The sequence below is a fragment of the Sorangium sp. So ce185 genome, assembly GCF_051526825.1.
GTDB classification, from domain to species: domain Bacteria; phylum Myxococcota_A; class Polyangia; order Polyangiales; family Polyangiaceae; genus Sorangium; species Sorangium cellulosum_D.
This window is the reverse complement of sequence record NZ_CP150316.1, coordinates 8,350,079-8,371,238: the sequence shown is the minus strand read 5'-3', so window position 1 is coordinate 8,371,238 and position 21,160 is coordinate 8,350,079. Positions and strand designations below refer to the sequence as shown.

At 73.1% G+C, this 21,160-nt stretch carries 18 protein-coding genes; 10 read left to right on the top strand and 8 right to left on the bottom strand.

The window, feature by feature from the left end:
* Positions 1-10: 10 nt before the first annotated feature.
* The 3 genes from WMF26_RS30680 to WMF26_RS30670 form a co-directional block, all read right to left on the bottom strand.
* On the bottom strand, positions 11-547 hold the full coding sequence (locus WMF26_RS30680; protein WP_437995589.1) for a hypothetical protein: 537 nt from the start codon (positions 545-547) through the stop codon (positions 11-13).
* Positions 544-1,152, bottom strand: a complete 609-nt coding sequence (locus WMF26_RS30675; RefSeq protein ID WP_437995588.1) for a DUF4166 domain-containing protein — start codon at positions 1,150-1,152, stop codon at positions 544-546. Before WMF26_RS30675 ends, WMF26_RS30680 begins: the two co-directional genes overlap by 4 nt.
* Before the next feature lie 79 nt (positions 1,153-1,231).
* Positions 1,232-1,609 carry a hypothetical protein gene (locus tag WMF26_RS30670; protein WP_437933965.1) on the bottom strand — a complete coding sequence of 126 codons (378 nt, stop codon included), beginning with the start codon at positions 1,607-1,609 and terminating at the stop codon, positions 1,232-1,234.
* 312 nt (positions 1,610-1,921) lie between these two features.
* On the opposite strand from WMF26_RS30670, the gene WMF26_RS30665 reads away from it, so the two are divergent.
* From WMF26_RS30665 to WMF26_RS30645, 5 genes are all read left to right on the top strand, one after another.
* Positions 1,922-3,202 carry a hypothetical protein gene (locus WMF26_RS30665; protein ID WP_437995587.1) on the top strand — a complete coding sequence of 427 codons (1,281 nt, stop codon included), beginning with the start codon at positions 1,922-1,924 and terminating at the stop codon, positions 3,200-3,202.
* Positions 3,203-3,261: 59 nt separating this feature from the next.
* Positions 3,262-3,945 carry an RNA polymerase sigma factor gene (locus WMF26_RS30660; RefSeq protein WP_437331928.1) on the top strand — a complete coding sequence of 228 codons (684 nt, stop codon included), beginning with the start codon at positions 3,262-3,264 and terminating at the stop codon, positions 3,943-3,945.
* Between the two features lie 8 nt (positions 3,946-3,953).
* Complete coding sequence (locus WMF26_RS30655) at positions 3,954-5,162, top strand: hypothetical protein (protein WP_437995586.1); 1,209 nt, start codon at positions 3,954-3,956, stop codon at positions 5,160-5,162.
* 434 nt (positions 5,163-5,596) lie between these two features.
* The gene (locus tag WMF26_RS30650; RefSeq protein ID WP_437995585.1) at positions 5,597-7,585 is read left to right on the top strand and encodes a hypothetical protein; all 1,989 of its coding nucleotides are present in this window, start codon (positions 5,597-5,599) and stop codon (positions 7,583-7,585) included.
* Between the two features lie 446 nt (positions 7,586-8,031).
* Positions 8,032-8,796: a hypothetical protein gene (locus WMF26_RS30645; protein ID WP_437995584.1), complete on the top strand. Its 765-nt coding sequence runs from the start codon at positions 8,032-8,034 to the stop codon at positions 8,794-8,796.
* A gap of 58 nt (positions 8,797-8,854) precedes the next feature.
* On the opposite strand, the gene WMF26_RS30640 is transcribed toward WMF26_RS30645, so the two are convergent.
* The 3 genes from WMF26_RS30640 to WMF26_RS30630 all read right to left on the bottom strand — a co-directional run bounded on the left by WMF26_RS30640 (position 8,855) and on the right by WMF26_RS30630 (position 14,461).
* The gene (locus tag WMF26_RS30640; RefSeq protein ID WP_437995583.1) at positions 8,855-13,789 is read right to left on the bottom strand and encodes a translocation/assembly module TamB domain-containing protein; all 4,935 of its coding nucleotides are present in this window, start codon (positions 13,787-13,789) and stop codon (positions 8,855-8,857) included.
* Positions 13,790-13,990: 201 nt separating this feature from the next.
* Positions 13,991-14,257, bottom strand: a complete 267-nt coding sequence (locus WMF26_RS30635) for a hypothetical protein (RefSeq protein ID WP_061626598.1) — start codon at positions 14,255-14,257, stop codon at positions 13,991-13,993.
* Positions 14,258-14,296: 39 nt separating this feature from the next.
* Positions 14,297-14,461: a DUF1328 family protein gene (locus tag WMF26_RS30630; RefSeq protein ID WP_044988936.1), complete on the bottom strand. Its 165-nt coding sequence runs from the start codon at positions 14,459-14,461 to the stop codon at positions 14,297-14,299.
* Between the two features lie 373 nt (positions 14,462-14,834).
* Here WMF26_RS30630 and WMF26_RS30625 point away from each other — a divergent pair, with 373 nt between their 5' ends.
* The 4 genes from WMF26_RS30625 (at position 14,835) to WMF26_RS30610 (ending at position 17,720) form a co-directional block, all read left to right on the top strand.
* Positions 14,835-16,142 carry a DUF362 domain-containing protein gene (locus WMF26_RS30625; protein ID WP_437995582.1) on the top strand — a complete coding sequence of 436 codons (1,308 nt, stop codon included), beginning with the start codon at positions 14,835-14,837 and terminating at the stop codon, positions 16,140-16,142.
* A 165-nt stretch (positions 16,143-16,307) separates the two neighbouring features.
* Positions 16,308-16,574 (top strand): hypothetical protein, encoded by a 267-nt coding sequence (locus WMF26_RS30620; protein WP_437995581.1) that lies wholly within the window; start codon positions 16,308-16,310, stop codon positions 16,572-16,574.
* Complete coding sequence (locus WMF26_RS30615; protein ID WP_437995580.1) at positions 16,555-16,980, top strand: type II toxin-antitoxin system VapC family toxin; 426 nt, start codon at positions 16,555-16,557, stop codon at positions 16,978-16,980. Before WMF26_RS30620 ends, WMF26_RS30615 begins: the two co-directional genes overlap by 20 nt.
* Positions 16,981-17,357: 377 nt before the next feature.
* Positions 17,358-17,720, top strand: a complete 363-nt coding sequence (locus WMF26_RS30610; RefSeq protein WP_020738022.1) for a VOC family protein — start codon at positions 17,358-17,360, stop codon at positions 17,718-17,720.
* A 351-nt stretch (positions 17,721-18,071) separates the two neighbouring features.
* On the opposite strand, the gene WMF26_RS30605 is transcribed toward WMF26_RS30610, so the two are convergent.
* Positions 18,072-18,911, bottom strand: a complete 840-nt coding sequence (locus WMF26_RS30605; protein WP_437995579.1) for an SDR family NAD(P)-dependent oxidoreductase — start codon at positions 18,909-18,911, stop codon at positions 18,072-18,074.
* A 216-nt stretch (positions 18,912-19,127) separates the two neighbouring features.
* On the opposite strand from WMF26_RS30605, the gene WMF26_RS30600 reads away from it, so the two are divergent.
* Positions 19,128-20,048 (top strand): LysR family transcriptional regulator, encoded by a 921-nt coding sequence (locus WMF26_RS30600; protein ID WP_437995578.1) that lies wholly within the window; start codon positions 19,128-19,130, stop codon positions 20,046-20,048.
* A gap of 256 nt (positions 20,049-20,304) precedes the next feature.
* On the opposite strand, the gene WMF26_RS30595 is transcribed toward WMF26_RS30600, so the two are convergent.
* Positions 20,305-20,994: a transposase gene (locus WMF26_RS30595; protein WP_437995577.1), complete on the bottom strand. Its 690-nt coding sequence runs from the start codon at positions 20,992-20,994 to the stop codon at positions 20,305-20,307.
* Positions 20,995-21,160: the final 166 nt, after the last annotated feature.

The window sequence follows — 21,160 nt, the reverse complement described above, 5'->3', positions numbered from 1 at the left end:
GGGCGCCGGCTCACGCGCGCCCCCAGGGGAAGCGGAGCCAGCGAGGCCCGTAGACGGCGCCGAGGTCGCGCAGCCCCGAGAGCAGCACGCCGGCGGCCATGAGCGGCAGGATCACGCGGAGGGCGAGCGGCGCGTCCCAGCGGGAAAAGCCGGTGGGAGCGAGCGACCAGCGCCGGAGCTCGGGGAGCAGGTGCGCGAGGGTGGCGCCGTAGACGATGCCCATCACGGCGTGCATCGCCCGCTCGCCCGGGTAGACGCCGCCGAGCGGCCTCCGGACCTCGTCTTCGACGATGAAGTCGCGGAGCGTGATCGCGATCTCCACGAGGAGGAGCGCCGCGAGCGCCCACGCGGCGAGCCCCTCCCATCGCACGAAGGGCAGCGAGGCGAAGAGCACCGCGTACACGAGATCGCGGGCGCCGTGCAGCACGAGCTCGGGCGCGGTGCCGGGCACGCCGCCGGGCAGGCGGGCGCGCCACTCGTGGTAGTAGAGCGTGTCGAACGCGCCGAGCGCGCCCTGCACGGCGAGGAGCACGAGCGCCGTGATCACGCGGCGCCCTCTGGCGGCGGCGCGCCTGGCGCCGGCGGCGGCGCGACGGCGCGCGCGGAGGGCGCCGCGCCTCGCTCCTCGCCCGCCACGCGGCCCTCGTACGCGACGAGCAGCCCGGCGATCGGCGCGGAGATCCGCACGTCGACGCGGACCTCGTCGCGCGAGGGCTCGGCCCGCCCCTCGACCCGCGGGGCGAGCCAGCGGGGCAGCGGCAGCCCGAAGCCGCGGAGCCCGAAGGTCGACCGCGCCTGCTCGAACACGAGCGCGCCGCCCTCGGCCCGGAGCCGGAACCAGCACTGGATCGGGCCGAGCGCCTCCACCAGCAGATCCCCCGAGCGCCACTGCGACGAGCAGAGCAGTCGGCCGCCGAAGGCGCGGATCCACCGCTCGCCGTCGCCCGAGGGCTCGACCGCGAGCGTCACGACGACGTCCTCCGCCGCCGCGGGCATGCGCAGCAGGGCGGCGAGCAGGCGCGCCGCGAGCCCGCGGCCGCGGCGCACGCGGAAGCGGCCGCGGGCGCGCGCGCCGCCCGCGTGGAGCGCCCGGACCGACGGCGCGAGCGCGGCCCACGCGGAGCCGAGGAGGGCAGGGTAGAGGGCAGGCATCGGGGCACCGCGCGTCGCGATCGAGCAGGAGCGCGAGGGCGCCTCGCGCGAGCGATCGCCCGTCCGGTGGGACCTCTCGTCAGCCGTCCTCGGGGAGCATCTCGCGCGGCAGCGCCGGGCTCCTCGGGGCGACGACCGCGTCGGCCAGGTCGCGGACCTTGACGAGGAGCGCGCTCTCCGCGTCGCCCTCCGTCTCCTCGCAGAGCGACCGGATCTGCCAGAGCAGCTTGCGCGTGCGCCGCAGCTCGAACACGAGCCACCGTGTCTCCGGCCGCGCCTCCAGCGGGTGGCGCTCCAGGTCGACCTCGATCTCGCGGATGCGCTCCTCGATCTGCTCGCCGGTCGGATAGATGCGGCCGTTCCCGTGACAGTCCTTGCACAGAAAGGGGCCGGCGTCGGTGTTGATCTCGCCTTCGCCGTAGCAGCTCGTGCACGTAACCAGATCGTAGGAGTTCATGGGGCGCCACTCTATCCGATCCTGCGCGCGCGGTGCTCGCGGCCGGCTCCGATCCTGCGCGCGCGGCGCTCGCGGCCCGCGTCGCCGGTCCCCGCGATCGCGCGGCGTGTCGTCGCGCGCGGGAGCGGCGGCGCCCTCCTCGGACGCGCGCGGCGCCGCGAGCGCCGCTGCATTCCTGCTTCGTCACGTCTGCCTGGCCGGGGCGGATCGGCGGCCGTGGCCGTTCGAGATCGCGATGCGTCGGCCCAAGGCCGTCGCGGCCCGCGCGTCCTAATTCCGCTTACGCCGTTCCTTGCGGTAATGGGAGCCCCCGTGACCTGCCCTCATCCCTCGCGCCGGGGTGCGCTGTGCGCCGTCCTGGCCCTGTGCGCCGTCTCCCTCGGCTCGTCGCGCGTCGCCCTGGGCGCCCCGCCGCTCCCTCGGCTCGCCGTCCACCGGGCGCCTTCGGCGGCCGACTGCCCCGATGCGGCGTCGCTCGCCGCCGCGATCGAGCGCGTGATGAACCGACGCGCCGTCGAGCCGGCGAGCGCGGGCGGACCGGCAGGCTCGGGCGGCGCTCCCACGGGGGTCGACGACGCCGCCGCAGGTCCGGGCAGCGCGCCGGCAGGCCCGGGCAGCGCGCCGGCAGGTCCGGGCAGCGCGCCGGCAGGTCCGGGCAGCGCGCCGGCAGGTCCGGGCAGCGCGCCGGCAGGCCCGGGCAGCGCGCCGGCAGCCGCCGGCGGCGCCCCCGCGGGCGCCGGCGTACCCAGCAGCGCCGGCGCCCCCGCCGCTCCGGCGATCGCCGGCGTTGCACCCGAGTTCGAGGTCCACTTCCTCCGCACCGATACCACCTACACCGCTGTCCTCCAGGCGGGGGGACGAGCCCGGCAGCTCTCGTCCGAGGCGGGCGCGACCTGCGACGAGCTCGTCGAGGCGGTGGCGCTGACCGTCGCCATCCTGCTCGACAGCCAGCCGGCGCCTCCTCCCGCCCCGCCCCCGGCCGCGCCCGCCCCCCCGCCAGCCCCCATCGCCGTCCCGCCGCCGCGCCCGCCGCCCCAGGCGCCGCGCGGGGACGTCGCGCTGGAGCTCGGCGCCGCGGGGACCGTCGGCATGCTCGATCTGTTCCGGCCGGCCGCGGTCGCCGACGTCTCCCTGCGGCGCAGCGCCTGGTCCGCCGGGCTCGGCGCGGTGTGGCTGCCGCGTCAGGACATCGAGATCGCCCCGGGCGCCGTCTCCGTCGGCCTCGTCGCCGCGACCGCGCGCGGCTGCGCGACGCTCCTCGGCGAGCTCGACGGCTTCCGGCTCTCGGCCTGCGCCGTGTCGCTGCTCGGCGCCGTCCACGGCGCAGGCAAGGGGTTCAACCCCGACCGCGAGGCCGCCGCACCCTGGTTCGCCCTCGGCGCCTCGGCCCTCGCGGAAGGGCCCCTCTTCGGCACGCGCGCGCTCGGGTGGGCCGCGCGCGCCACGCTCCTCGCGCCGGTCGTGCGGGCGCGCGTCACGATCGAGCGCCGCGCCGGCGCCGAGGCGGGCGCCGCCGTCACCGACGACCCCGCGCTCGACCCGTCGCCGGTGGGGTTGCTCGTCGGCCTGAGCGCCCGCGTGTCGATTTTCTGATGGCGAGGCAGGAGACCCTCCACAGACGGGGTGAGCATGGCGAAGAGCGGCAGGACAGAATGACCTTCGGAGAGGTCTATGCGCAGCATTTTCGGTTCGTCTGGCGCTCGCTGCGACGCCTCGGCGTGCCCGAGAGCGACGCCGCCGACGCGGTTCAGGACGTCTTCCTGGTCGTCCATCGGCGGTTGCCGGAATTCGAGAACCGCTCAAAAGTTACAACTTGGCTTTACAGTATTTGCTTCCACGTCGCCCGTGACCGGCGCAAGCTGGCGCACATGAGGCGGCGCGCTCACGATGACGAGCCGTTGCTCGACTGCGCGGACGACCGGGCCGACGTGGGCGCCGAGGCCGAGCGGCGCCAGGCGATCGAGCTCCTGGAGGCCATCCTCGACGAGCTGCCCCTCGAGCAACGCGCCGTGTTCACGCTCTTCGAGCTCGACGGCATGGGCGGCGAAGAGGTCGCCGAGCTGCTCGACGTCCCGCTGGGGACCGTCTACTCGCGCCTGCGCCTCGCGCGCGACGCGTTCCGCCGCGCGGTCGTGCGCCTGAACGCGCGCGACCAGTTCCGCGTGGGCGGGGCCACGCCCACGAAATCGCAGCCTGTGCTGAAGGCGGCGGCCGTCGACGCCGGGCTCCCGGCCCTCGAGCGGGGCCCGGCGCCGCCAGGGCCTTCCTCGATCGTCCTCCCCCTGCCGGGGGTCGAACGGCGCTCCCTCTGGAAGCGCGCGGGAGGGGAGCGATGAGCGATCCCGTGCGCTGGCTCGATGCCGAGGTGAGCGCGCTCGACACGGAGCGCGATCTCCTCCGTGCAGCTCCGCCCGTGGACCCGCCGGACGGCGCGCAGGAGCGGGTGTGGGCCGCGATGGCGGCGCAGCTCGGCCTCGCCGGAGCGGCCTCGCTCGGCGGGATCCAGGGCGCCGGAGGAGGGGCGCTCTCCGCGAACGCGGGGGGCGCGGCGAGCGCTGCCGCGAACGCGGGGGGCGCGGCGAGCGCTGCCGCGAGCGGCGCGGGCAAGGTCGCCGCCGCCACGTCGGCGGGCAAGGTCGCCGCCGCGTCCGCGGGCAAGGTCGCCGCCGCTGCGTCCGCGGGCAAGGTGGCGTCGGCCGCAGGGGTCGGCGCTGCGGGCGCGATGGGCGCTGCGGGCGGCGTCGGCGCTGCCGGCACCGCCGGCGCGGCGGCAGCGGTCGCCGCCGCGGGCGCGGCGGGCGCCGCGGGCATCGTGAAGTCGATGCTCCTCGGCGCCGCCTGCGGGGGCCTGTTCCTCGCCGGCTATGCCGTCGTGGCCCCGCCGAGCGCGGCGCCGCCGGCTCAGGTCGTCGAGGTCGCGCCCCCGGCGGCGCAGCTGGCGCAAGGGCCGGCAGCGTACGCCGAGGCGTCGCGGCCGGCCGAAGCGCCTGCGCCGGTCGAGGCGTCGCGGCCGGCCGAAGCGCCTGCGTCGGCCGAGGCGGCGCGGCCGGTGGCGGACCGGTCGCTCGCGCCGGCCAGGCCCCGCACGGCCGCGGCTCCCGCGAGGCCGGACGCACCGCGGCGGGAGCGCGTCGCGAGCGCGCCGCCCGCGGACGGGGCCGAGGTCGCCGAGGCAGCGCCCGCGGAGGCGGAAGGCACGCCCGCGCCCGAGGCGGAAGGGACGCCCGCGCCGGAAGCCGCAGGCGCCGCCCTCGCGGACGGGGCCGCCAGCCCGGCGGCCTCGCGAGAGAGCCGGCTGCGCGAGGAGCTGACGCTCCTCGCCGACGCGCGCGCGGCGCTCCGGCGCGGCGACGCCGCCGGCGCGCTGGTCATCGCCGAGCAGGCGCGGCTCCGCTTCCCGGGCGGCGCGCTGGCCCAGGAGCGAGAGGCGCTCACCATCGAAGCGCTCTGGCACAGCGGCCAGCGCGCGGCCGCGGCGCAGCGCGCATCGGCGTTCCTCCGCGCCTACCCCTCCAGCCCCCACGTCTCCCGCCTCCACTCCTTCACCCAATAGAGGGGGGCGATTCCGCTTCGGATACGGGCCCATCTCGACGTTTTCGGTGCTCGGCGTACAGGAGTACGCCTGTGCGCCGAAAACGCCGATATGGGCCCGTCTCCTGTGCGGAATAGCCCCCCTCTGGATGCGCTGGTTGGAAGGAGGGGAGGGGGGGCGCGATGCGCGGCAGAGCGATGGGGGGAGCAATGCGCGGAGGCATGGAGAGCGCCGGGGGGCTGCGTGCTTAGTGTCTGCGCGATTTGAATCCTTGGATCGGGGGGCTCGGTTTTTGCGGAGGGGGCGTCTTGGGTGCGGGTGGGGGAGGGGGAGGGCGTGGGACGTTTGTTGTGGGGGAGATGCTTTTTTGAAATGGGGGGCGGGGCGAGCGCCCCTTCACGCTCTGTCACAGCAGGCTTTCGGCGGCGGCGCTCGGGGCCGCTCATGGAGGAGCCATGTCATCGAGGCTTTTGAGGACCGTATCGCCCTTTGTCGTCGTGAGCGCCATGTCGCTCGCCGCATGTCAAGTGGAGATCTCGCTCGGAGGGGCGAACACCAGCTCGTCGTCGAGCTCGGGAGTCGGCGGCAGCGGCGGAGGCGGCGTCGGCGGGAGCGACGTCGCCGTCAGCTCCAGCAGCGTCGTCACCAGCAGCGCCTCGGGGGTAGTGAACGTGGACTGGCCGGAGTTCACGGCGGACAAGGTCGACGTCCTCTTCGTGGTCGACAACTCCGGCTCGATGGCGGACAAACAGCAGATCTTGCGCCTGGCGACCGCCGACCTCGTGTCCAACATCGTCAACCCGATCTGCGTGAACCCGAGCGGCGTGCCGGTGAGCGACGCCGAGCAGCCCGCGACCGGGTTCGAGGCGTGCCCGGCGGGCACCGCGCGCGTGCGCAACCCGGTGCACGACATGCACATCGGCGTCATCAGCAGCAGCCTCGGCGGCCACGGGTCGAGCGCCTGCCCCGCGATGACGTCCCCCTCGAACGTCGACATGGCCCACCTCCTCGCGCGCTCCAACGAGTCGAGCTCGAACGATCTGCCGACCTACCAGGACAGGGGCTTCCTCGTGTGGGATCCGGCCGGAGCCCACGATCCAGCAGGGGACTCCGATGTCACGACGCTTCACAGCAAGCTCAGCGCCATCGTGGCCGGGGTCGGACAGGCGGGGTGCGGCTTCGAGGCGCCGCTGGAGAGCATGTACCGCTTCCTCGCCGATCCCGAGCCCTACGAGCGGATCGAGATCCGAGGCGACGTCGCCACGCCGATGGGGGTCGATGAGACGCTCCTGACCCAGCGGCGGAACTTCCTCCGGCCGGACTCGCTCCTGCTCATCGTGATGCTCTCCGACGAGAACGACTGCTCGATCCGGGACGAAGGCAGGAACTACCTCGTCGCCGAGACCAGAAATGGCTTCAGGCTCTGGCGGCCGCGGAGCGAGTGCGCCATCGACCCGAACCACGCGTGCTGCAAGTCCTGCAGCCAGAACCAGGACGGGTGCCCCCCGGACCCGGCCTGCACGGGCTCCGACGGCTTCCCCGCCAGGCTCTCCGCGTCCGAGGACCCGGTGAACTCGCGGTGCTGGGACCAGAAGCGCCGCTTCGGGTTCGACTTCCTCTACCCGCTCGAGCGCTACACCAACGCGCTCTCGTCGCCGTACGTGGCCACGCGGGCCGGAGACCTCGTGCCGAACCCGATCTTCACCCACCCCGACGACGGCAACACCCTGACCCGCGGGCCGCAGCACGTCATCTTCACCGGCATCGTCGGGGTGCCGTGGCAGGACCTCGCGCGCCAGAACGCCCTCGGGGTCCCTGACCTCGACGCGGGCCTCGACGAGCAAGGCAATCCGGTCGGCGGGCTCAAGAGCGCCGCCGAGCTCGGCTCCACGTTGCCCGGCAGCTCCAACAACGTCTGGGACCTCGTCGTCGGCGATCCGGCGAACAACGTCCCGCCCGCGGACCCGTTCATGATCGAGTCGATGGCGCCGCGCGCGGGCGCGAACCCGATCACCGGCGATGCGATCGTCCCGCCGAGCGCCACGGGGTGGAACGCGATCAACGGCCGCGAGTACACGATCCCGGGGGGCGGCACCGGCGACCTCCAGTACGCTTGCATCTTCGACGTCGAGGAGCGCGAATGCGCCGGGAACACTCAGAGCTGCGATTGCAGGGAGATCGCGGGCCAGGCCACCGACAACCCGCTGTGCGCGCCGCAGCAGGGGAACGACCCGGCGGATCCCAGCGTGCGGACGACGACGCAGATCAAGGCCAAGGCCTACCCCGGCATCCGCGAGCTGCGGGTGCTCAAGAGCCTCGGAGATCAGGCGATCGCGGGCTCGATCTGCCCGGCGCAGACGAACGATCCTGACAGCGAGCTGGGCGACTTCGGCTACACGCCGGTCATCCGGGCGGTGCTCGAGCGGCTCGACGCGTCGCTCTGACCGCGGCAGCGGCCGCGCCCCGCGACCGCGTCTCGTGACCCGCGCCCGGTCGGCGCGCCTCCTGCGCGCCGACCGGGCGCGCCATCCATGCCCCCCACGGGAAGGGCCTCCGCCCTCGAGGCCCCGAGATCCTCCCGTCAAGCCGTTGGCACAACTGCCACACAGCAAGACATCCCGATCGCGGTGATCGCGCTCGACGTCGAGAGCTCCGCGCGAAATTCAGCGATTTCCAGTGGCACCGAAGCTGCCTCAGGGCGGGCGCATGGTGGGACGCCGCCCTCGAACGACGCGCAGCTCGAGAGCGCAGACCGCAGCAGCGCTGCAGGTGGCGCGGACGATCACACCGGGGGCGTCCTCGTCGGCAGCGCCCGCGCGATAGGCTCGCGGCGCGGCCGCCGCGCTGGTGGCCGCGCCGGATTTCGGACAAGCACAATGCGGAGGTTCTGATGCGCCACAAAGGACTAGGGCTCTTGTTGATCGTGATCGGGCTCGTGGGCTGCGACCCAGGGGGAGGCGGCGGCGACACCGGAGGAACGACGGACCCGCCGGGCCCTCAGGCGTGCGGCGGGTTCCTCGGGACGGGCTGTCCTGATGGGCTCGAGTGCGTCGATGATCCGGCCGACGACTGCGATCCGGAGCACGGCGGGGCCGACTGCCCCGGCGTGTGCGTCGAGCCGAAGCCGCCGTCGCCGGCGTGCGGCGGCTTCGCGGGCCTGCCGTGCCCCGACGGGCTCGAGTGCATCGACGACCCGAGCGACGACTGCGACCCGGAGCACGGCGGGGCCGACTGCGGCGGCATCTGCGTGGAGCCGAAGCCCGGGCCGGCGTGCGGCGGCATCGCGGGGCTACCGTGCCCCGAGGGGCTGGTGTGCATCGACGACCCGAGCGACGACTGCGACCCGGAGCGCGGCGGGGCGGACTGCGGCGGCATCTGCGTGGAGCCGAAGCCCGGGCCGGCGTGCGGCGGCTTCGCGGGGCTGGACTGCCCCGACGGGCAGCTGTGCATCGACGACCCGTCGGACGGCTGCGACCCGGAGCACGGCGGGGCGGACTGCGGCGGCATCTGCGTGACGCCCGAGCCCGCGCCGGTGGCGTGCGGCGGCATCACGGCGCGCCCGTGCCCCGAGGGGCTGGTGTGCATCGACGACCCGGGCGACGACTGCGATCCGGCGATCGGCGCGGACTGCGGCGGCATCTGCGTGAAGCGGTGAGCCGACCCGCGCGGGGCGCGCCGCCGTCGCGAGGCGCGCGCCCCGCGCCGGATCGCGCTCAGTACCGGTGCTTCCAGAGCAGGTCGAGCGTCGTCGCCGGGCTCTCGCCCGTCGCCATCCCGGCCCGCAACGACCAGTCCCGGCGGAACCGCCACTCGAGGCTCACCTCGGTGCGGGCTCGCGCGGCGGCGGGGCTGCTCGGGGAGCCGGCCCCCTGCCCCTCCCCCCCCGTCGGCCCCGCCTCGTAGCTCGCGCTCGCGGTCACCCGCTGCCCGAGCTGGTAGCCCACCGTGGTCTTCAGCGCGCCCTGGTCCGTCGTGTCCAGCTGCGTCTCGAAATTCTGGAGCGGGCCGATGCTCCGCAGGATCATGTTGATCTGCGCCGACGCGAGCCCCGTGCCCACGCCGGCCGCGACCCCGCCGGCCGCGTTGCTGCCGCCGCCCGAGCCGGGCTCCTCGGTGGACGTGCCGCCCGCCAGCGTCCCTTCCGCGTACTGCTTGCCGAGCAGGAGCTCCGCGATCACCTCGTTCTCCGGGCGCGCGGGCTCCGAACGGAAGGTGACCTTCTCCTCGGTGATCGGGTTCAGCTTCCCCTCGTAGTCGATGTAGATGCGGGTCCCCTCCGGCGTGTCGTGGAAGGCCGTCACGTTCAGGTACGGGTTCGAGGGATCCCCCTGCAGCGCGACGACGCCGGGCTCGATCTCGAACTCCTTGCCGATCACCTCGAGCTTGCCCGAGAGGATCTTCACGTTGCCCTCGATCTGGGTCTCCCCCGCGACCTTGATCCGGATCGGGTGCTCCGGATCGCCGGACAGCGAGGCCTGCACCATGTCGCCCTCGACGCCGATCCTGCCGAGGCGCACGTCCATGAGCAGCGGCGTGCCGCCCTCGCGCTTCTTCGCCTCCTCGGTCGGCTCGGCCGGCGCCCGCCGCGCTTCGTACTCTTCCCGGCTGAGCGGCGCCGACGTGACGATGTCCTCGTTCTCGTCGAGCGGCTGCACGCTCCGCCCGATCGTGGGCGGCAGCTTCAGGTTGAGCGTGGGCACGTCGACGCGGACGACGATCTGCTCGTCCCGGCTCTCCGCCGCGAGCACCACACGGCCGCGCGCGTCGCCCATGGGGACGCCCTCCAGCGCGATCGGGAGATCACGGCCCTCCGGGATCTCGAGCTCGGCGCGGGCGCTCCGGAACGCGAACCCCTCCATCTGGAGCGTCGCCTTGCCGCGGACCTGGCCGCTGCCGGCCTCGGCGCGGATGTCGTCGATGCGAAGCTCGCCGGAGGGGCTCGCCGTGACGCGGAACGAGGCGTTCTCGAACGGCTGGCCGATCGTGGCCACGTGGACCAGGCCATCGGTGAGCCGCATCTGGCCGGAGAAGCCCGCCTGCGCGCCGAGCCCGAGCCGCACCTCGCCGTCGAGCGTGCCGTCGAGCCGGTTCACCGAGCCCTGGACGAACGGCTCCAGCGCCGCCAGGCGGAAGCGATCGACCGCGAGCGACACCTTGGCGTTCTCGTCGTCCGTGAGCGTCGGGATCGCGTTCGCCTCCCACCTCATCGGCGCCTCCGCCTTGGCCTCGAGCCGGCCGCCGTCGCGCCCCACGAGGCGCACGTTCGCCACCGCCGCGGTGCGCCCGGCGCCGCCCGGCGGCGCGATGTCGAGCGACACCTCGGCGGTCTCGTACCGCACGTCGGGGCCGAGCGAGAGACCCGGGAACTGGAGGCGCGCCTCGACCTCGGGGGCGGCCTCGAACAGGCCCCGCACGGCGACCTCGCCGCGCGCCTGACCGCCGATCTGCATGTCGGCGAGGACGGGGATCTCCGAGAGCGGCAGGTCCGCGATCTTCGCCTCGAGGCTGCCCTTGCTGAGGAGCGGACCGCCCCCCGCGCCGCCCAGGAAGGCGGCGGCGCTCGCGCCGACCTTCGCCTTCGCCGTCATGTACGTGCGCGAGCCGCGGAACGCGAACGCGTCGAGCGCGGCGTCGCGCCCGTCGTAGACGAGCAGCGTGTCGAGCCGGAGCTTGCCGAGCGGCGAGCGGCCCCCGTTGCCGCCCACGTTCGTCGCGGTCGCGCGGGCCACGAGCCGGGGATCGGCCATCGTCCCCGCGAAGTACACGTCGAGGCCCGCGGAGCCGGAGAGCACCGGGGTCCTCTTGCCGAGGGCGGCCAGCTCGGCGAGATCGTTGAGCCGGCGGCGCGGCACGCTGAGGTGCGCCGCGACCGGCATCCGCGGGAGCGCCGCGGCCGGATCCGCCATGAGCGCCGGGAGATCGGCGTCGATCGCGGCCGAGAGCTCCGCCACGAGCTGGCGGTCGAACACCGACAGCGTGACGTGCGCGTCGCCTGTCTTCGCGTCGAGATCGCCGGCGATCCGCGCGTCGAGCTTCCTCGACACCCACGCCGGCGCGCCCGTCGTCTCGTCGATGGGCCCCGCCGCGCGCAGGCCCTCGGTGCGGATCAAGAGGCTCCGCACCGACGGGAGCCGCTCTCCCGCCTCGCGCGCCACCGCGAGGCGCGCGGTGAGCCGGCCCGCGAGCTCGCTCAGGGCGAGCTGGACCGGCGACGCCTGGGCCAGGCACCCGAGCTGCCACGCGTCGGCGTCCATGCGCGCCGAGCCGGTGACCGTCTCCCAGGTGCGCCCCGAGAGCAGCGGCCCGCGCAGCGCCTTCGCGTCCCCGTCGATCAGCACCCGCGCGATCGCGCCCTGGCACACCGGGGGCGGCGGCGTCCTCGGCCGCCGCGCCAGGTCGCCGACCGTGGCCGACGGCTCGCCCGGCGTCGCGCCCTGGCGCAGGGCCTCCCGCGAGCGGGCCTGAGGGGGCTCGGGCGGCGCGATCAGCCGGACCAGCCCGTCGGCCTTCAGCGCCTCGCCCTCGACGCGCGCGGTCATGTTCATCGACAGCCGCGGCGCCACGCCCGGGAGGGAGCCGTCCTCGAGCTCGATGAGCGCGTGCCCCGCGCGGCGCTTGCCCCGGCCGTGCATCGACACGTCGATGTTGGCGAGGCCCCCGACCCCGAGCGGCACCCCGGCGATCTCGGCGATGCGCTCGAGGTGGATCGCGGTGCCGCGGAGGTCGCCCTCGACCTCGTCCCCGACGAGCGACAGGTTCCCCTCGAGCTCGCCCACGCCGTCGCCGCGCAGCTCGAGCCCGCGGAGGGCGATCCCGCGGTCCCACGCGACGCGCGCCGCCTGCGCGGTCATCTCGTCCTCGCCGCGCGCCACCTCCACGCGGATCCGCCGCGCCTCGCTCCGCTCGATGTCGAGATCGGCCGAGGCCGAGATCCGGCGCTCCGCGCTGGCCAGCGACGCGCGCACGCGCGGCGCGGTGACGGGCCCCGCGACGCTCGCCGCGACGCTGCTGAACGCGTACTGCTGCGCGCGGAGATCCGCGCCCCGGAACGTGCCCTCGACCGTGAGCTTGTCGAGGGGACCTCTGGCCTTGGCCCGGACCTCGCCGCGCCCGAGCCGCAGATCCGACGCGACGCGGAGCCCGGCGACGCGCACGGTCGCCTTGGCGTCGAGCTCGTCGTTCTTGAGCGCGCCCTCGACGTGCAGCGCGGCGCTGCCGTGGATGCCGCTCGGGACGTGCTGCACGGCGCCGAGGGACGGGATCTCGCTCTGCGCCTCGAACTGGATCTCCCCTTCCTTGGAGAGGGCGACGGTGGCCTCGATGGGCGCGCCGGGCTCGTGGATCGTCGCGGCGGCGCGCAGCGCGCCGCGCTCGAAGGTCGCGCGCGCCTCGGTCGCCGGCACGCGCTGCCCCACGACGAGGAACGGCTCCGTCTTCGCCTCGGCGACCACGCGCGGGCCGCCCTCGTCGTCGAGGTGGATCTCCCCGCGGGCCTCCGCGCTCACCCGCGCGGCCGGGGCCGCCCCGGCGAAGGCGCGCGGGTCGAGCTCGGCGATCCGGATCTCGGCCGTGATGCGCTTCGGATTGAGCGCGTCCAGCCGGGCGCGGGCGGTGATCTCGCCGGTCACCGCGTCGTCGGTGACGAGCGGATCGAGGACCGCGACGCGCGCCGTCACGGCGAGGTCCGAGAGCGCCCCGTCCGCCGTGACCAGGACCGAGATCGGCCGCGCGAGCGGCGCGCTCGGGTCGATCGCGAGGACCGCCTCGGGGGTCACGCGCGGCGACGCGACCCGCGCCGAGAGGCGCTCGTCCTTCAGCGTCCCCTCGGCCGTGAGCGGGATCGCGCCGACGCTCCCCTCGAGCTTCGCGGTGAGCGCCATGGGCGCGTCCGTGGGGACGTCGACGTCCCCGGAGACGCGGGTCACCTCGATGGGGACCGGCAGGAGGCGCTGCTCGGCGATGCGCACGCGCTCGAGCGCGTACCGGCTCCGGTCCGCGACGACGATGCCGCCGGCGAGGTCCTCGATCGTCGCGTCGATCGGGCTCCCGGGGGCGACCGTGCCGTGGACCGCGGCGCGATCGAGGACGACGCGCGAGAGCTCGAGGCGGAGCGGGCGCCCCTCCTCGGCGGGCGGCTCCTCGGACGGCTTCGGCGTGAACGCCTCGGCGAGGGTGAGCGCGCCCTGCTCGTCCTGATCGAGCAGGACGTCCGCGTCGGCGACCCGGACGAGCGGGATCGTGATGGCGAGGTCGCCGTCGCCGAGCAGGAGCTCTCTCACGATCGAGAGCGCGTTGAACTCGGCGTGGACGCCGCTCACGCGCAGGAGCTCCGTCCCGCTGGGGTGGCGCACCGTCACCGTGGAGACATCGGTCGCGAAGAGGCCGAGGCGGTCGATCCGCGCGATCTCGATCTGCCCTTCCAGGCTCGAGCGCAGGACGTCGTTGACGAGCTGCCGTGTCAGGTTGCGGGTCGCGGCGGTGTTCAGGTGGACGACCGCGCCGACCCCGACCGCCGCGATGAAGACGCCCCCCAGGCCGATCACGCTGGCCGTCACGGAGGCCGCGCGGGCGAGCGCCCGGCGGAAGCGGCCCTGCCGGTGCGGGACGGCTGCGCTGGGCACGGGAGGATGGGTGGGCGGGTCGGGCATGGGGATCAGCTAGGGATGGCGGGCGGGACCGCAGCTCTGGGAGACCGTCGAACCGACAAATCCGGGGAGACCCGACGGCCTCATGCAGATCTCCCCGAGGATGCGACGGCTGTCCAGCCGGCGGTCGAGGCGCTATCCGCCACGCGCGCGCGCCCGCCGTCGGCTGGACGGCGGGCGCGTGCGGCCTGCTGCGGCCCGGTCCTACGCGCGCGGGAAGTCGTGGCGCGGGACCTCGTAGGGGGACGGGTCGGGGACCTCGGGCGTGTGCGTGGGCGCCGGCACCTCGGGCTGGTGCGTCCTCGGCGCCGGATCCCCGCCGGGCCGCTCCGTCCCGGGGAGCTGGATCTCGCGGTCCGGTGAGGTCCGGCCAGGCGAGCCTGGGTTCTCCGGCTTCTCGCCGGGAGGGCTCACCTGCGGCGCGCCGGGCCGGGCGGGCTCACCGCTTGATTGCTGCGAAGCGTTCTTCATGGCTCCACCTTTCCTTGGATCGCGCCGGGGCGCGGCGGATCACGACGGGACGCGGCGCCCCAGCGCGAGCGAGATGACGGCGAGCACCAGGAACGCGACGAACAGGATCTTCGCGATGGACGCGGCGCTCGCGGCGATACCGCCGAACCCGAAGATGGCAGCGATGATCGCGATGATGAAGAAGGTGACAGTCCAGCCGAGCATGATGTCCTCCAAGGGGTCTCAGGGGTCGACCCGTTGTGTTCGTGGGGACGACCTCAACGTGATTCTGTTTGAGGTTGATTGCAGCCCCCGTGCCGATGGGCGGCAGCGACCGGTCCGAGGCGTGTTTCCCGGGGTTCTGTGCGGGCGCGGCGGCGCGGCGCCGAGCTCGGCGCCGCCGCTTCCGTCCTGGGGCCCGCGCGGCTACCTCTGCCGTGGGGCATGATGCCCCGACCGTGACACCTGTGCGGGCGCAGATCCGGGCGCGCGCCGCGCCGCGCCGCGCTGCTCGCGCCCGCGCTGCACGGAGGCTCCACGGGGACGCCCCACAACTTCCCGGATCGGGCGACTCGGGACGAGCTATAACGACCCGGCCATGCCGAAATCCAAGGTTGCTGTGATCCGCACGTCCCCTGCGACGGTGCTCTCGGACTACCACCGGCTGATGAACCTGGCCGGTTACCAGGATGTGGTCGCCAAGGACGCCGACACGGCGCTCAAGGTGAACATTTCCTGGCACTTCTTCTACCCGAGCTCGTCCACGACGCCCTGGCAGCTGGAGGGCGTCATCCGGGCGATGACGAAGGACGGGTACTCGAAGGACCTGATCCACGCGTGCCACAACCGCACGGTCGTGATCGACGCCCACCTCGGCGAGCGCGAGAACAAGCAGATCGACGTGGTGCAGGCGCAAGGCCTGCGCAACGTCCACCTCTACGAGGGGGAGGAGTGGATCCCGATCGGGGACGCGGTCGGGGATCTCCGGAAGAAGTTCCTCTGTCTGAACGACGTGTACCCGAAGGGGTTCTCGATCCCGAAGCGCTTCATCGGGGAGAACATCATCCACCTGCCCACGGTGAAGACGCACATCTTCACGACGACCACGGGCGCGATGAAGAACGCGTTCGGCGGCCTGCTGAACGAGCACCGGCACTGGACGCACCCGGTGATCCACGAGACGCTCGTGGACCTCCTGATGATCCAGAAGAAGATCCACCGCGGGGTCTTCGCGGTGATGGACGGCACCTTCGCGGGCGACGGCCCCGGGCCGCGCTGTATGGTGCCGCACGTGAAGAACGTGCTGCTCGCGTCGGCGGACCAGGTGGCGATCGACGCGGTGGCGGCGAAGCTGATGGGGTTCGACCCGATGCGCGACTGCAAGTTCGTGCGCCTCGCGCACGATCTCGGCCTCGGGACGGGCGACGTGCGCGACATCGAGCTCGTGGGCGACCTGGACGCGGCGAACGAGAACTGGAACTTCGACGGGCCGTTCAAGGAGATGACGTTCGCCTCGCGCAACCAGCACCGCATCTACTGGGGGCCGCTGAAGAAGCCGGTGGAGTGGTCGCTCAAGACCTGGCTCGCGCCGTGGGCCTACGTGGCGTCGGTCACGTACCACGACATGTTCTGGTACCCGCGGTACGCGAAGGAGAAGATGGCGCCCGTGCTGGAGAGCCCGTGGGGGCGGCTGTTCGCGAACTGGGGCAAGGTGCAGCCCGACGCGGAGGGGCGAGGCTACCCCGACGTCGGGTCGGCAAGCCCGGATCTGGTCCGCACCGGGGTGCGGCACTTCCTCGAGGGCATGCGCCTCGTGGGGATGGCGGTGGCGGAGTCGCCGGAGATCCAGGTCCGCAAGCGGGCGCGCGCGCAGGCGGCCGGCGGGGGCGGGGCGGCGGCGGTGTAGGTGCCGAGGGGAGTCCACCTCCACGCACCGGGAGAGGATGCGGGCGCTGACGGGCGCCCGCTCGCCAGCCGCCAGGCGGGCCTCTCTGCGCACCACGGGACCGACCTGTACGCACCGGGGTCGCGCTACGCTGGGCCTCGGCGGGCTTGACCAGGAGGTCGACCGATGACCGACGTGGAGCGAATTTTCCAGGAGATCCAGGGCCTGCCGGTCCAGGAGCGGCTTCGGCTCATCGAACGCGTGGTTCATGAGCTCGCGGATGGATCCGCGAGCGAGGATCTATCACGCGAGGCAGAGGCAGCGCCGTCCCTGATCGGGCTCTTCGCCGACGACCCCGAGGCGGTCGACGCCATGATGGAGGTCGTCCGGGAGAATCGTCGCTCCTCCAGGTTGCGCGACGTGGAGGAAGCGGGTGAGAAAGGCGCTCCTTGACACGGACATCCTGTCCGAGATCACCAAGGCCAAGAGCCCGGCTGTCGTGGCGCGCGCGCGCTCGTACATCGGCTTCCATGGCCAGTTCACGTTCTCCGTGATCTCTGTCATGGAGGTCGTGGCTGGCTACTCGCTGCGGCAGGCAGAGGAGAAGACGAGGCGGTTCCTGGAGATGGCGCATCGGAGCGAGGTGTTGCTCCTTGACGCGACTGCGGCCGAGCTCGCTGGCCGCATCCTGGCCGATCTGCAGAGGACCGGCACGCCGATCGGCGTACCGGATACGATGATCGCCGCGACCGCGATTCATCATGGGATGCCGCTCGTGACAGGCAACACGTCGGACTACCGCCGTGTTCAATCCGCCGGTTACCCCCTGGTTCTGGAGAACTGGCGGGAGCCGACGTGAGCCCATCTCAGGCTCGGGCGCAGGTGACGGCGACCGCCCTGGCGTTCGGGCCCGAGCGTCGACCGCGAGCTCCCTGACCCGCGTTGTTCCGTACGTCCGGCTTGACGCACCTGCCACCCTGCGCTTTCCTAAGGGCGTCGAAAAAGGCGGACCGGTTCGGTGAGCCCGGTCGCTTCCGCAAGGGAGCTCTGTCCGACGCACCAGCGCGCCAGGACCCACGACGAGCAGGACGCAGTCTGCGCTGCGCCTGGTCGGGGCATCCATGGGCGAGCACATCCATCACCAGCATCCTGCGGGAACGCGCGCCGGCACACGCCGGCGCCGGACGGGTCGCGCATGGTGGGTCCCGACCTTTCAACCCCCTGAAAGGACCCGACATGCATCTTAACCACCTCGATCTGTGCGTACCCGACGTCCGAGAGACCAGCGAGTTCTTCGAGCGGTTCTTCGGCTTCCGATGCCAGCGGGAGAAGGGGCGCGACGCCCTCGCCATCCTGCAGGACGAGGCCGGCTTCACGCTCGTGATCAGCCGGCTGCGCGCCGGGGACCCGACCAGCTATCCGGCCCAGTTCCACGTGGGCTTCCTGCTCGAGAGCGAGGCGGCGGTCCAGGAGGCGTATGACCGGATGAGGGAGGCGAACGCGGAGAACGTGTCGCCGCTGCGGGATGTCCGCGGCGGGCCGGCGTTCTACACGCGGGCGCCGGGCGGCGTGCTCGTCGAGGTGAGCCACCGCCGCTGACGGCGCGAAGCGCACCGGCTCCGCGGGATCCGACAGCTGGCCTAGCATCACGGGTCAGAAATCCCGCCAGAACAACCGGGCGATGGCGAGCGATCGCCGGAACAGCAGCAATCTTGTTAGTTTTCGCCTGTTTCGCCGCCGAGGGTGGCCCCGGTGTGGCCCAACGGGGCACCCTCCGCCATTGCGCCGTCGGCGGTGAAGGGCCCGCGGCGTCACCGATCGGGATCGGCGCCTGGCCCGGCGGCGCCATTCGATGCGATCGAGCTCGACCTCTCTGTTTTGTGGGCGAAGTAGCGCCGCTCAGGCGGCTCCGCGCTCGCCGTGCGAGGCGGCGGGAGATTCCCTGCGGCGCTACCAGTCGCCGTCGGTGCTCACCGAGAGATCTCGCCACGAATCGAGTTCGGCCTTCTGCCGCTCGATGACGCCCGTCGCGAACGCGACGGCATCGGACCCCGCCACGAACGACACCGGCGGCTCCTCGACCCGCGCGAGGTGAAGAATTACGCCGGCGAGCTTCGCCGGATCACCCACCTGTTCGTGGTTGCGGTCGTCCAGGAATGCGCGGAAATCCGCCATCATCTTCGCGTAGTCGCCGATGGCGGATCCGGAGTACTTCACGGAGCTCGCATCGAGGAAATCCGTGCGGAAGAAACCAGGCGAGACGACCGTGACGTGGACGCCGAAGGGGGCGAGCTCCTCGGCGATGCACTGCGAGAACCCCTCGACCGCGAACTTGCTGGTGTTGTAGAGCGACCCGCCGAAGCCGCCCTTGAGCCCGGCGATCGAGGAGATGTTGAAGATGCGCCCGCTGCGTTGCCGGCGCATGCCGGGGATCACCGCCTGCGTCACGGCCATGAGGCCGAAGACGTTGGTGTCGAGCTGCCTGCGGACCTCGTCGAGGGGGCTCTCCTCGAACACCCCAAGGTGGGCGTATGCCGCGTTGTTGACGAGCACGTCAATCCTGCCGAACCGCTCGACGGCGGCGTTCACGGCGGAGCGCGCCTGGGCCTCCTGGCTGACGTCCAGCGGCAGCGCGAGGAGCCGGTCCGATCCCGCGCCGCCGAATGCCTGCTCGATCTTCCGAGGGTCACGTCCGGTCGCGACGACGCGGTCGCCGGCGTCGAGTACAGCCTTCACGATCGCGGCGCCGATGCCGCGGGCGGCTCCCGTCACGAACCATGTCTTGGTCATGTTGCTGGCTCCTTCCGAGCTCGTGGACGACCTCGGCGACAGGCCTGTGGCGTGCCGCCGGCTGCAGCGCTCCTCCTGCTTCGCGGCGTCGTCCGCCTCGCCGCGACGAGGAGAACGTACGGGGCGCGGTCCTCCCGGACCACCGTGGAATCGTGTATAGGTCTTGAAGCGGCGCTTAAAAATTCCCTGGATCACGGCTGCACGACGGAGTGGACGATGGACGACCCCTTCTCTGGCCTCTCGGCCTTCCTCGCCGTCGCCGAGCGCCGGAGCTTCACCGCCGCTGCTGCCCACCTCGGCGTCACGCCCTCGGCGGTGAGCCAGGCGGTCAAGCTGCTCGAGGAGCGCCTCGGCGCGCGCCTCCTGCACCGCACCACCCGCAGCGTCGCCCTCACCGAGGCCGGCGAGCGCTTCCTCGAGCGCGTGCGCCCGGCCGTCGCCGTCGTCGAGGACGCGATGGCCTCGGCGGGTGATGCGGCCGAGCGCCCCGTCGGCACGCTGCGCCTGAACGTGCCGAAGTTCGCCTGCTCCATGCTGCTCGAGCCGCTGCTCGCGCCGCTCCTCTCCGAGAACCCGGGCCTGACGCTCGAGGTCTTCGTCGACGACGGCCTCGTGAACATCGTCGCCGCGGGCTTCGACGCCGGCGTGCGCCTCGGTGAGACCCTGGAGCAGGACATGATCGCCGTGAAGATGGGCGGCAACCTCCGCACCGCCGTCGTCGGCGCGCCGTCGTACCTGGCCGCGCGCGGCCGCCCGCGCCGCCCGCGCGACCTCCTCCGCCACGACTGCATCCGTTACCGGCGCGTCACGAGCGGCGCCGTCTACCGCTGGGAGTTCGTGGAGGACGGCCGCGACCTCGCGATCGCGGTCAACGGCCGTCTCATTGTGAACGACCTCGATGTGATGGTGCGCGCCGCGCGCGATGGCCTCGGCCTCGCCCACGTCATCCGCGAGTCCGTTGAGGAGCACCTGGAGAGCGGGGCGCTCGTGGAGCTGCTGAAGGGCTACGCCGCGGTCTTTCCCGGCTTCCACCTCTACTATCCGAGCCGAGTGCACGTCCCGAGGAAGCTGCAGGTGTTGATTGACCGGCTGAAGAGCGCACGCGACGGGGCGCCGACGTCCCGGCGCCGGTCGTGAGCACGCGGCGTGGAGCGCGCCAGATGCCGTGAGCGTCAGCGTAGGTAAAAGAAGCCGGATCGCAGCGCGAAGAAGTATAGCGCAGCAAACCGAAAGGGTGGGACCGCGAGCGTCGTGATGGCTCGGTCCTGGGTCGAAAGAGCGTGGTCCGGCCGGCGCCGAGCGTGCTACGGGGCGCATCGGCGTGCCGTGGGCACACGTGTCCGTCCGGGCGTTGGTCTGGCCCGGGAGGCGCGTCGCGAGACGCTATGCGGCGTCACCGGGCGCCCTGCGGCGCAGAACGGTGCTTTTCCAGTACGGTGGCCCCCGGTCGGGAGAGCGTGCTGGAACATCGGTCGGCTCGCCGAGCGCGGAGAGGAAGCGGGCGATGTTCCGGGGCTCGGTCACCATGGCGACGAGCTTCATCCGCCCCTTGCAAGTTGGGCACTCGAGGACATCGATCGCAAATGTGCGGCGCAAGAGCTCGGCGCGGTTTGTCGACCGCCCGATAGCCGCCACGCTTGCATTTCGGAGCGGCGTCATCGTCCGCCTTGGTAGGCTCTTGTGGCTTCGCAGGGCGCGGTCCGATGCGCTTGCGCCATGGACTCGCTGAGGCGAGCACCCCCGCGTACTTGACGGTGTGAAAGCGCGGCGGCGGAACGCTGGCCGCGAGGCGGCACAAGAGCGAGAGCGGATCCATGTCCACCGCGACAGTCCCGTCAGCGAAGGCGCGCTTGAGCGAGAGCCGCACCAGGCCGTCCTGCTGCGGCTCGACGCGCTCCTTTGCGAGCGGGGGTCGCAGCACGTAACGCAGCAGCGCCTCCCTCGCCACGGCATGGTGCGCACCGGCGCGCGTCGCTGCGTGCAAGGTGAAGCCATCGAGCGCAGCGCACAGCGGCTTGTCGTACGCGAGCGCGCTCGGAACGCGAGCGCGCTCGGAAAGGACGGCGAGAGCCCGCGGAGCCATTGCGGGGCGACGACGTGTGGCGCGGCTCTCGTCCCGAGACGGCGAAGGCACAGAACGCTGCCTCGGGCTCGTCGTCCTCCTCGACGTCGTGCTCGACTGGCGAGCGGCAAGGCTCCGGCAGCGAGTCGACGCGAGCGGAGGGCTCGACGTTCGGCCGAAGCCAGCT

Coding starts and splice junctions, on each gene's coding strand:
- WMF26_RS30675 (WP_437995588.1), bottom strand. CDS start 1,152: ATGCCTGCCCTCTACCCTGCCCTCCTCGGCTCCGCGTGGGCCGCGCTC.
- WMF26_RS30670 (WP_437933965.1), bottom strand. CDS start 1,609: ATGAACTCCTACGATCTGGTTACGTGCACGAGCTGCTACGGCGAAGGC.
- WMF26_RS30660 (WP_437331928.1), top strand. CDS start 3,262: ATGACCTTCGGAGAGGTCTATGCGCAGCATTTTCGGTTCGTCTGGCGC.
- WMF26_RS30650 (WP_437995585.1), top strand. CDS start 5,597: ATGTCATCGAGGCTTTTGAGGACCGTATCGCCCTTTGTCGTCGTGAGC.
- WMF26_RS30645 (WP_437995584.1), top strand. CDS start 8,032: ATGCGCCACAAAGGACTAGGGCTCTTGTTGATCGTGATCGGGCTCGTG.
- WMF26_RS30640 (WP_437995583.1), bottom strand. CDS start 13,789: ATGCCCGACCCGCCCACCCATCCTCCCGTGCCCAGCGCAGCCGTCCCG.
- WMF26_RS30635 (WP_061626598.1), bottom strand. CDS start 14,257: ATGAAGAACGCTTCGCAGCAATCAAGCGGTGAGCCCGCCCGGCCCGGC.
- WMF26_RS30630 (WP_044988936.1), bottom strand. CDS start 14,461: ATGCTCGGCTGGACTGTCACCTTCTTCATCATCGCGATCATCGCTGCC.
- WMF26_RS30625 (WP_437995582.1), top strand. CDS start 14,835: ATGCCGAAATCCAAGGTTGCTGTGATCCGCACGTCCCCTGCGACGGTG.
- WMF26_RS30620 (WP_437995581.1), top strand. CDS start 16,308: ATGACCGACGTGGAGCGAATTTTCCAGGAGATCCAGGGCCTGCCGGTC.
- WMF26_RS30610 (WP_020738022.1), top strand. CDS start 17,358: ATGCATCTTAACCACCTCGATCTGTGCGTACCCGACGTCCGAGAGACC.
- WMF26_RS30605 (WP_437995579.1), bottom strand. CDS start 18,911: ATGACCAAGACATGGTTCGTGACGGGAGCCGCCCGCGGCATCGGCGCC.
- WMF26_RS30600 (WP_437995578.1), top strand. CDS start 19,128: ATGGACGACCCCTTCTCTGGCCTCTCGGCCTTCCTCGCCGTCGCCGAG.
- WMF26_RS30595 (WP_437995577.1), bottom strand. CDS start 20,994: ATGGCTCCGCGGGCTCTCGCCGTCCTTTCCGAGCGCGCTCGCGTTCCG.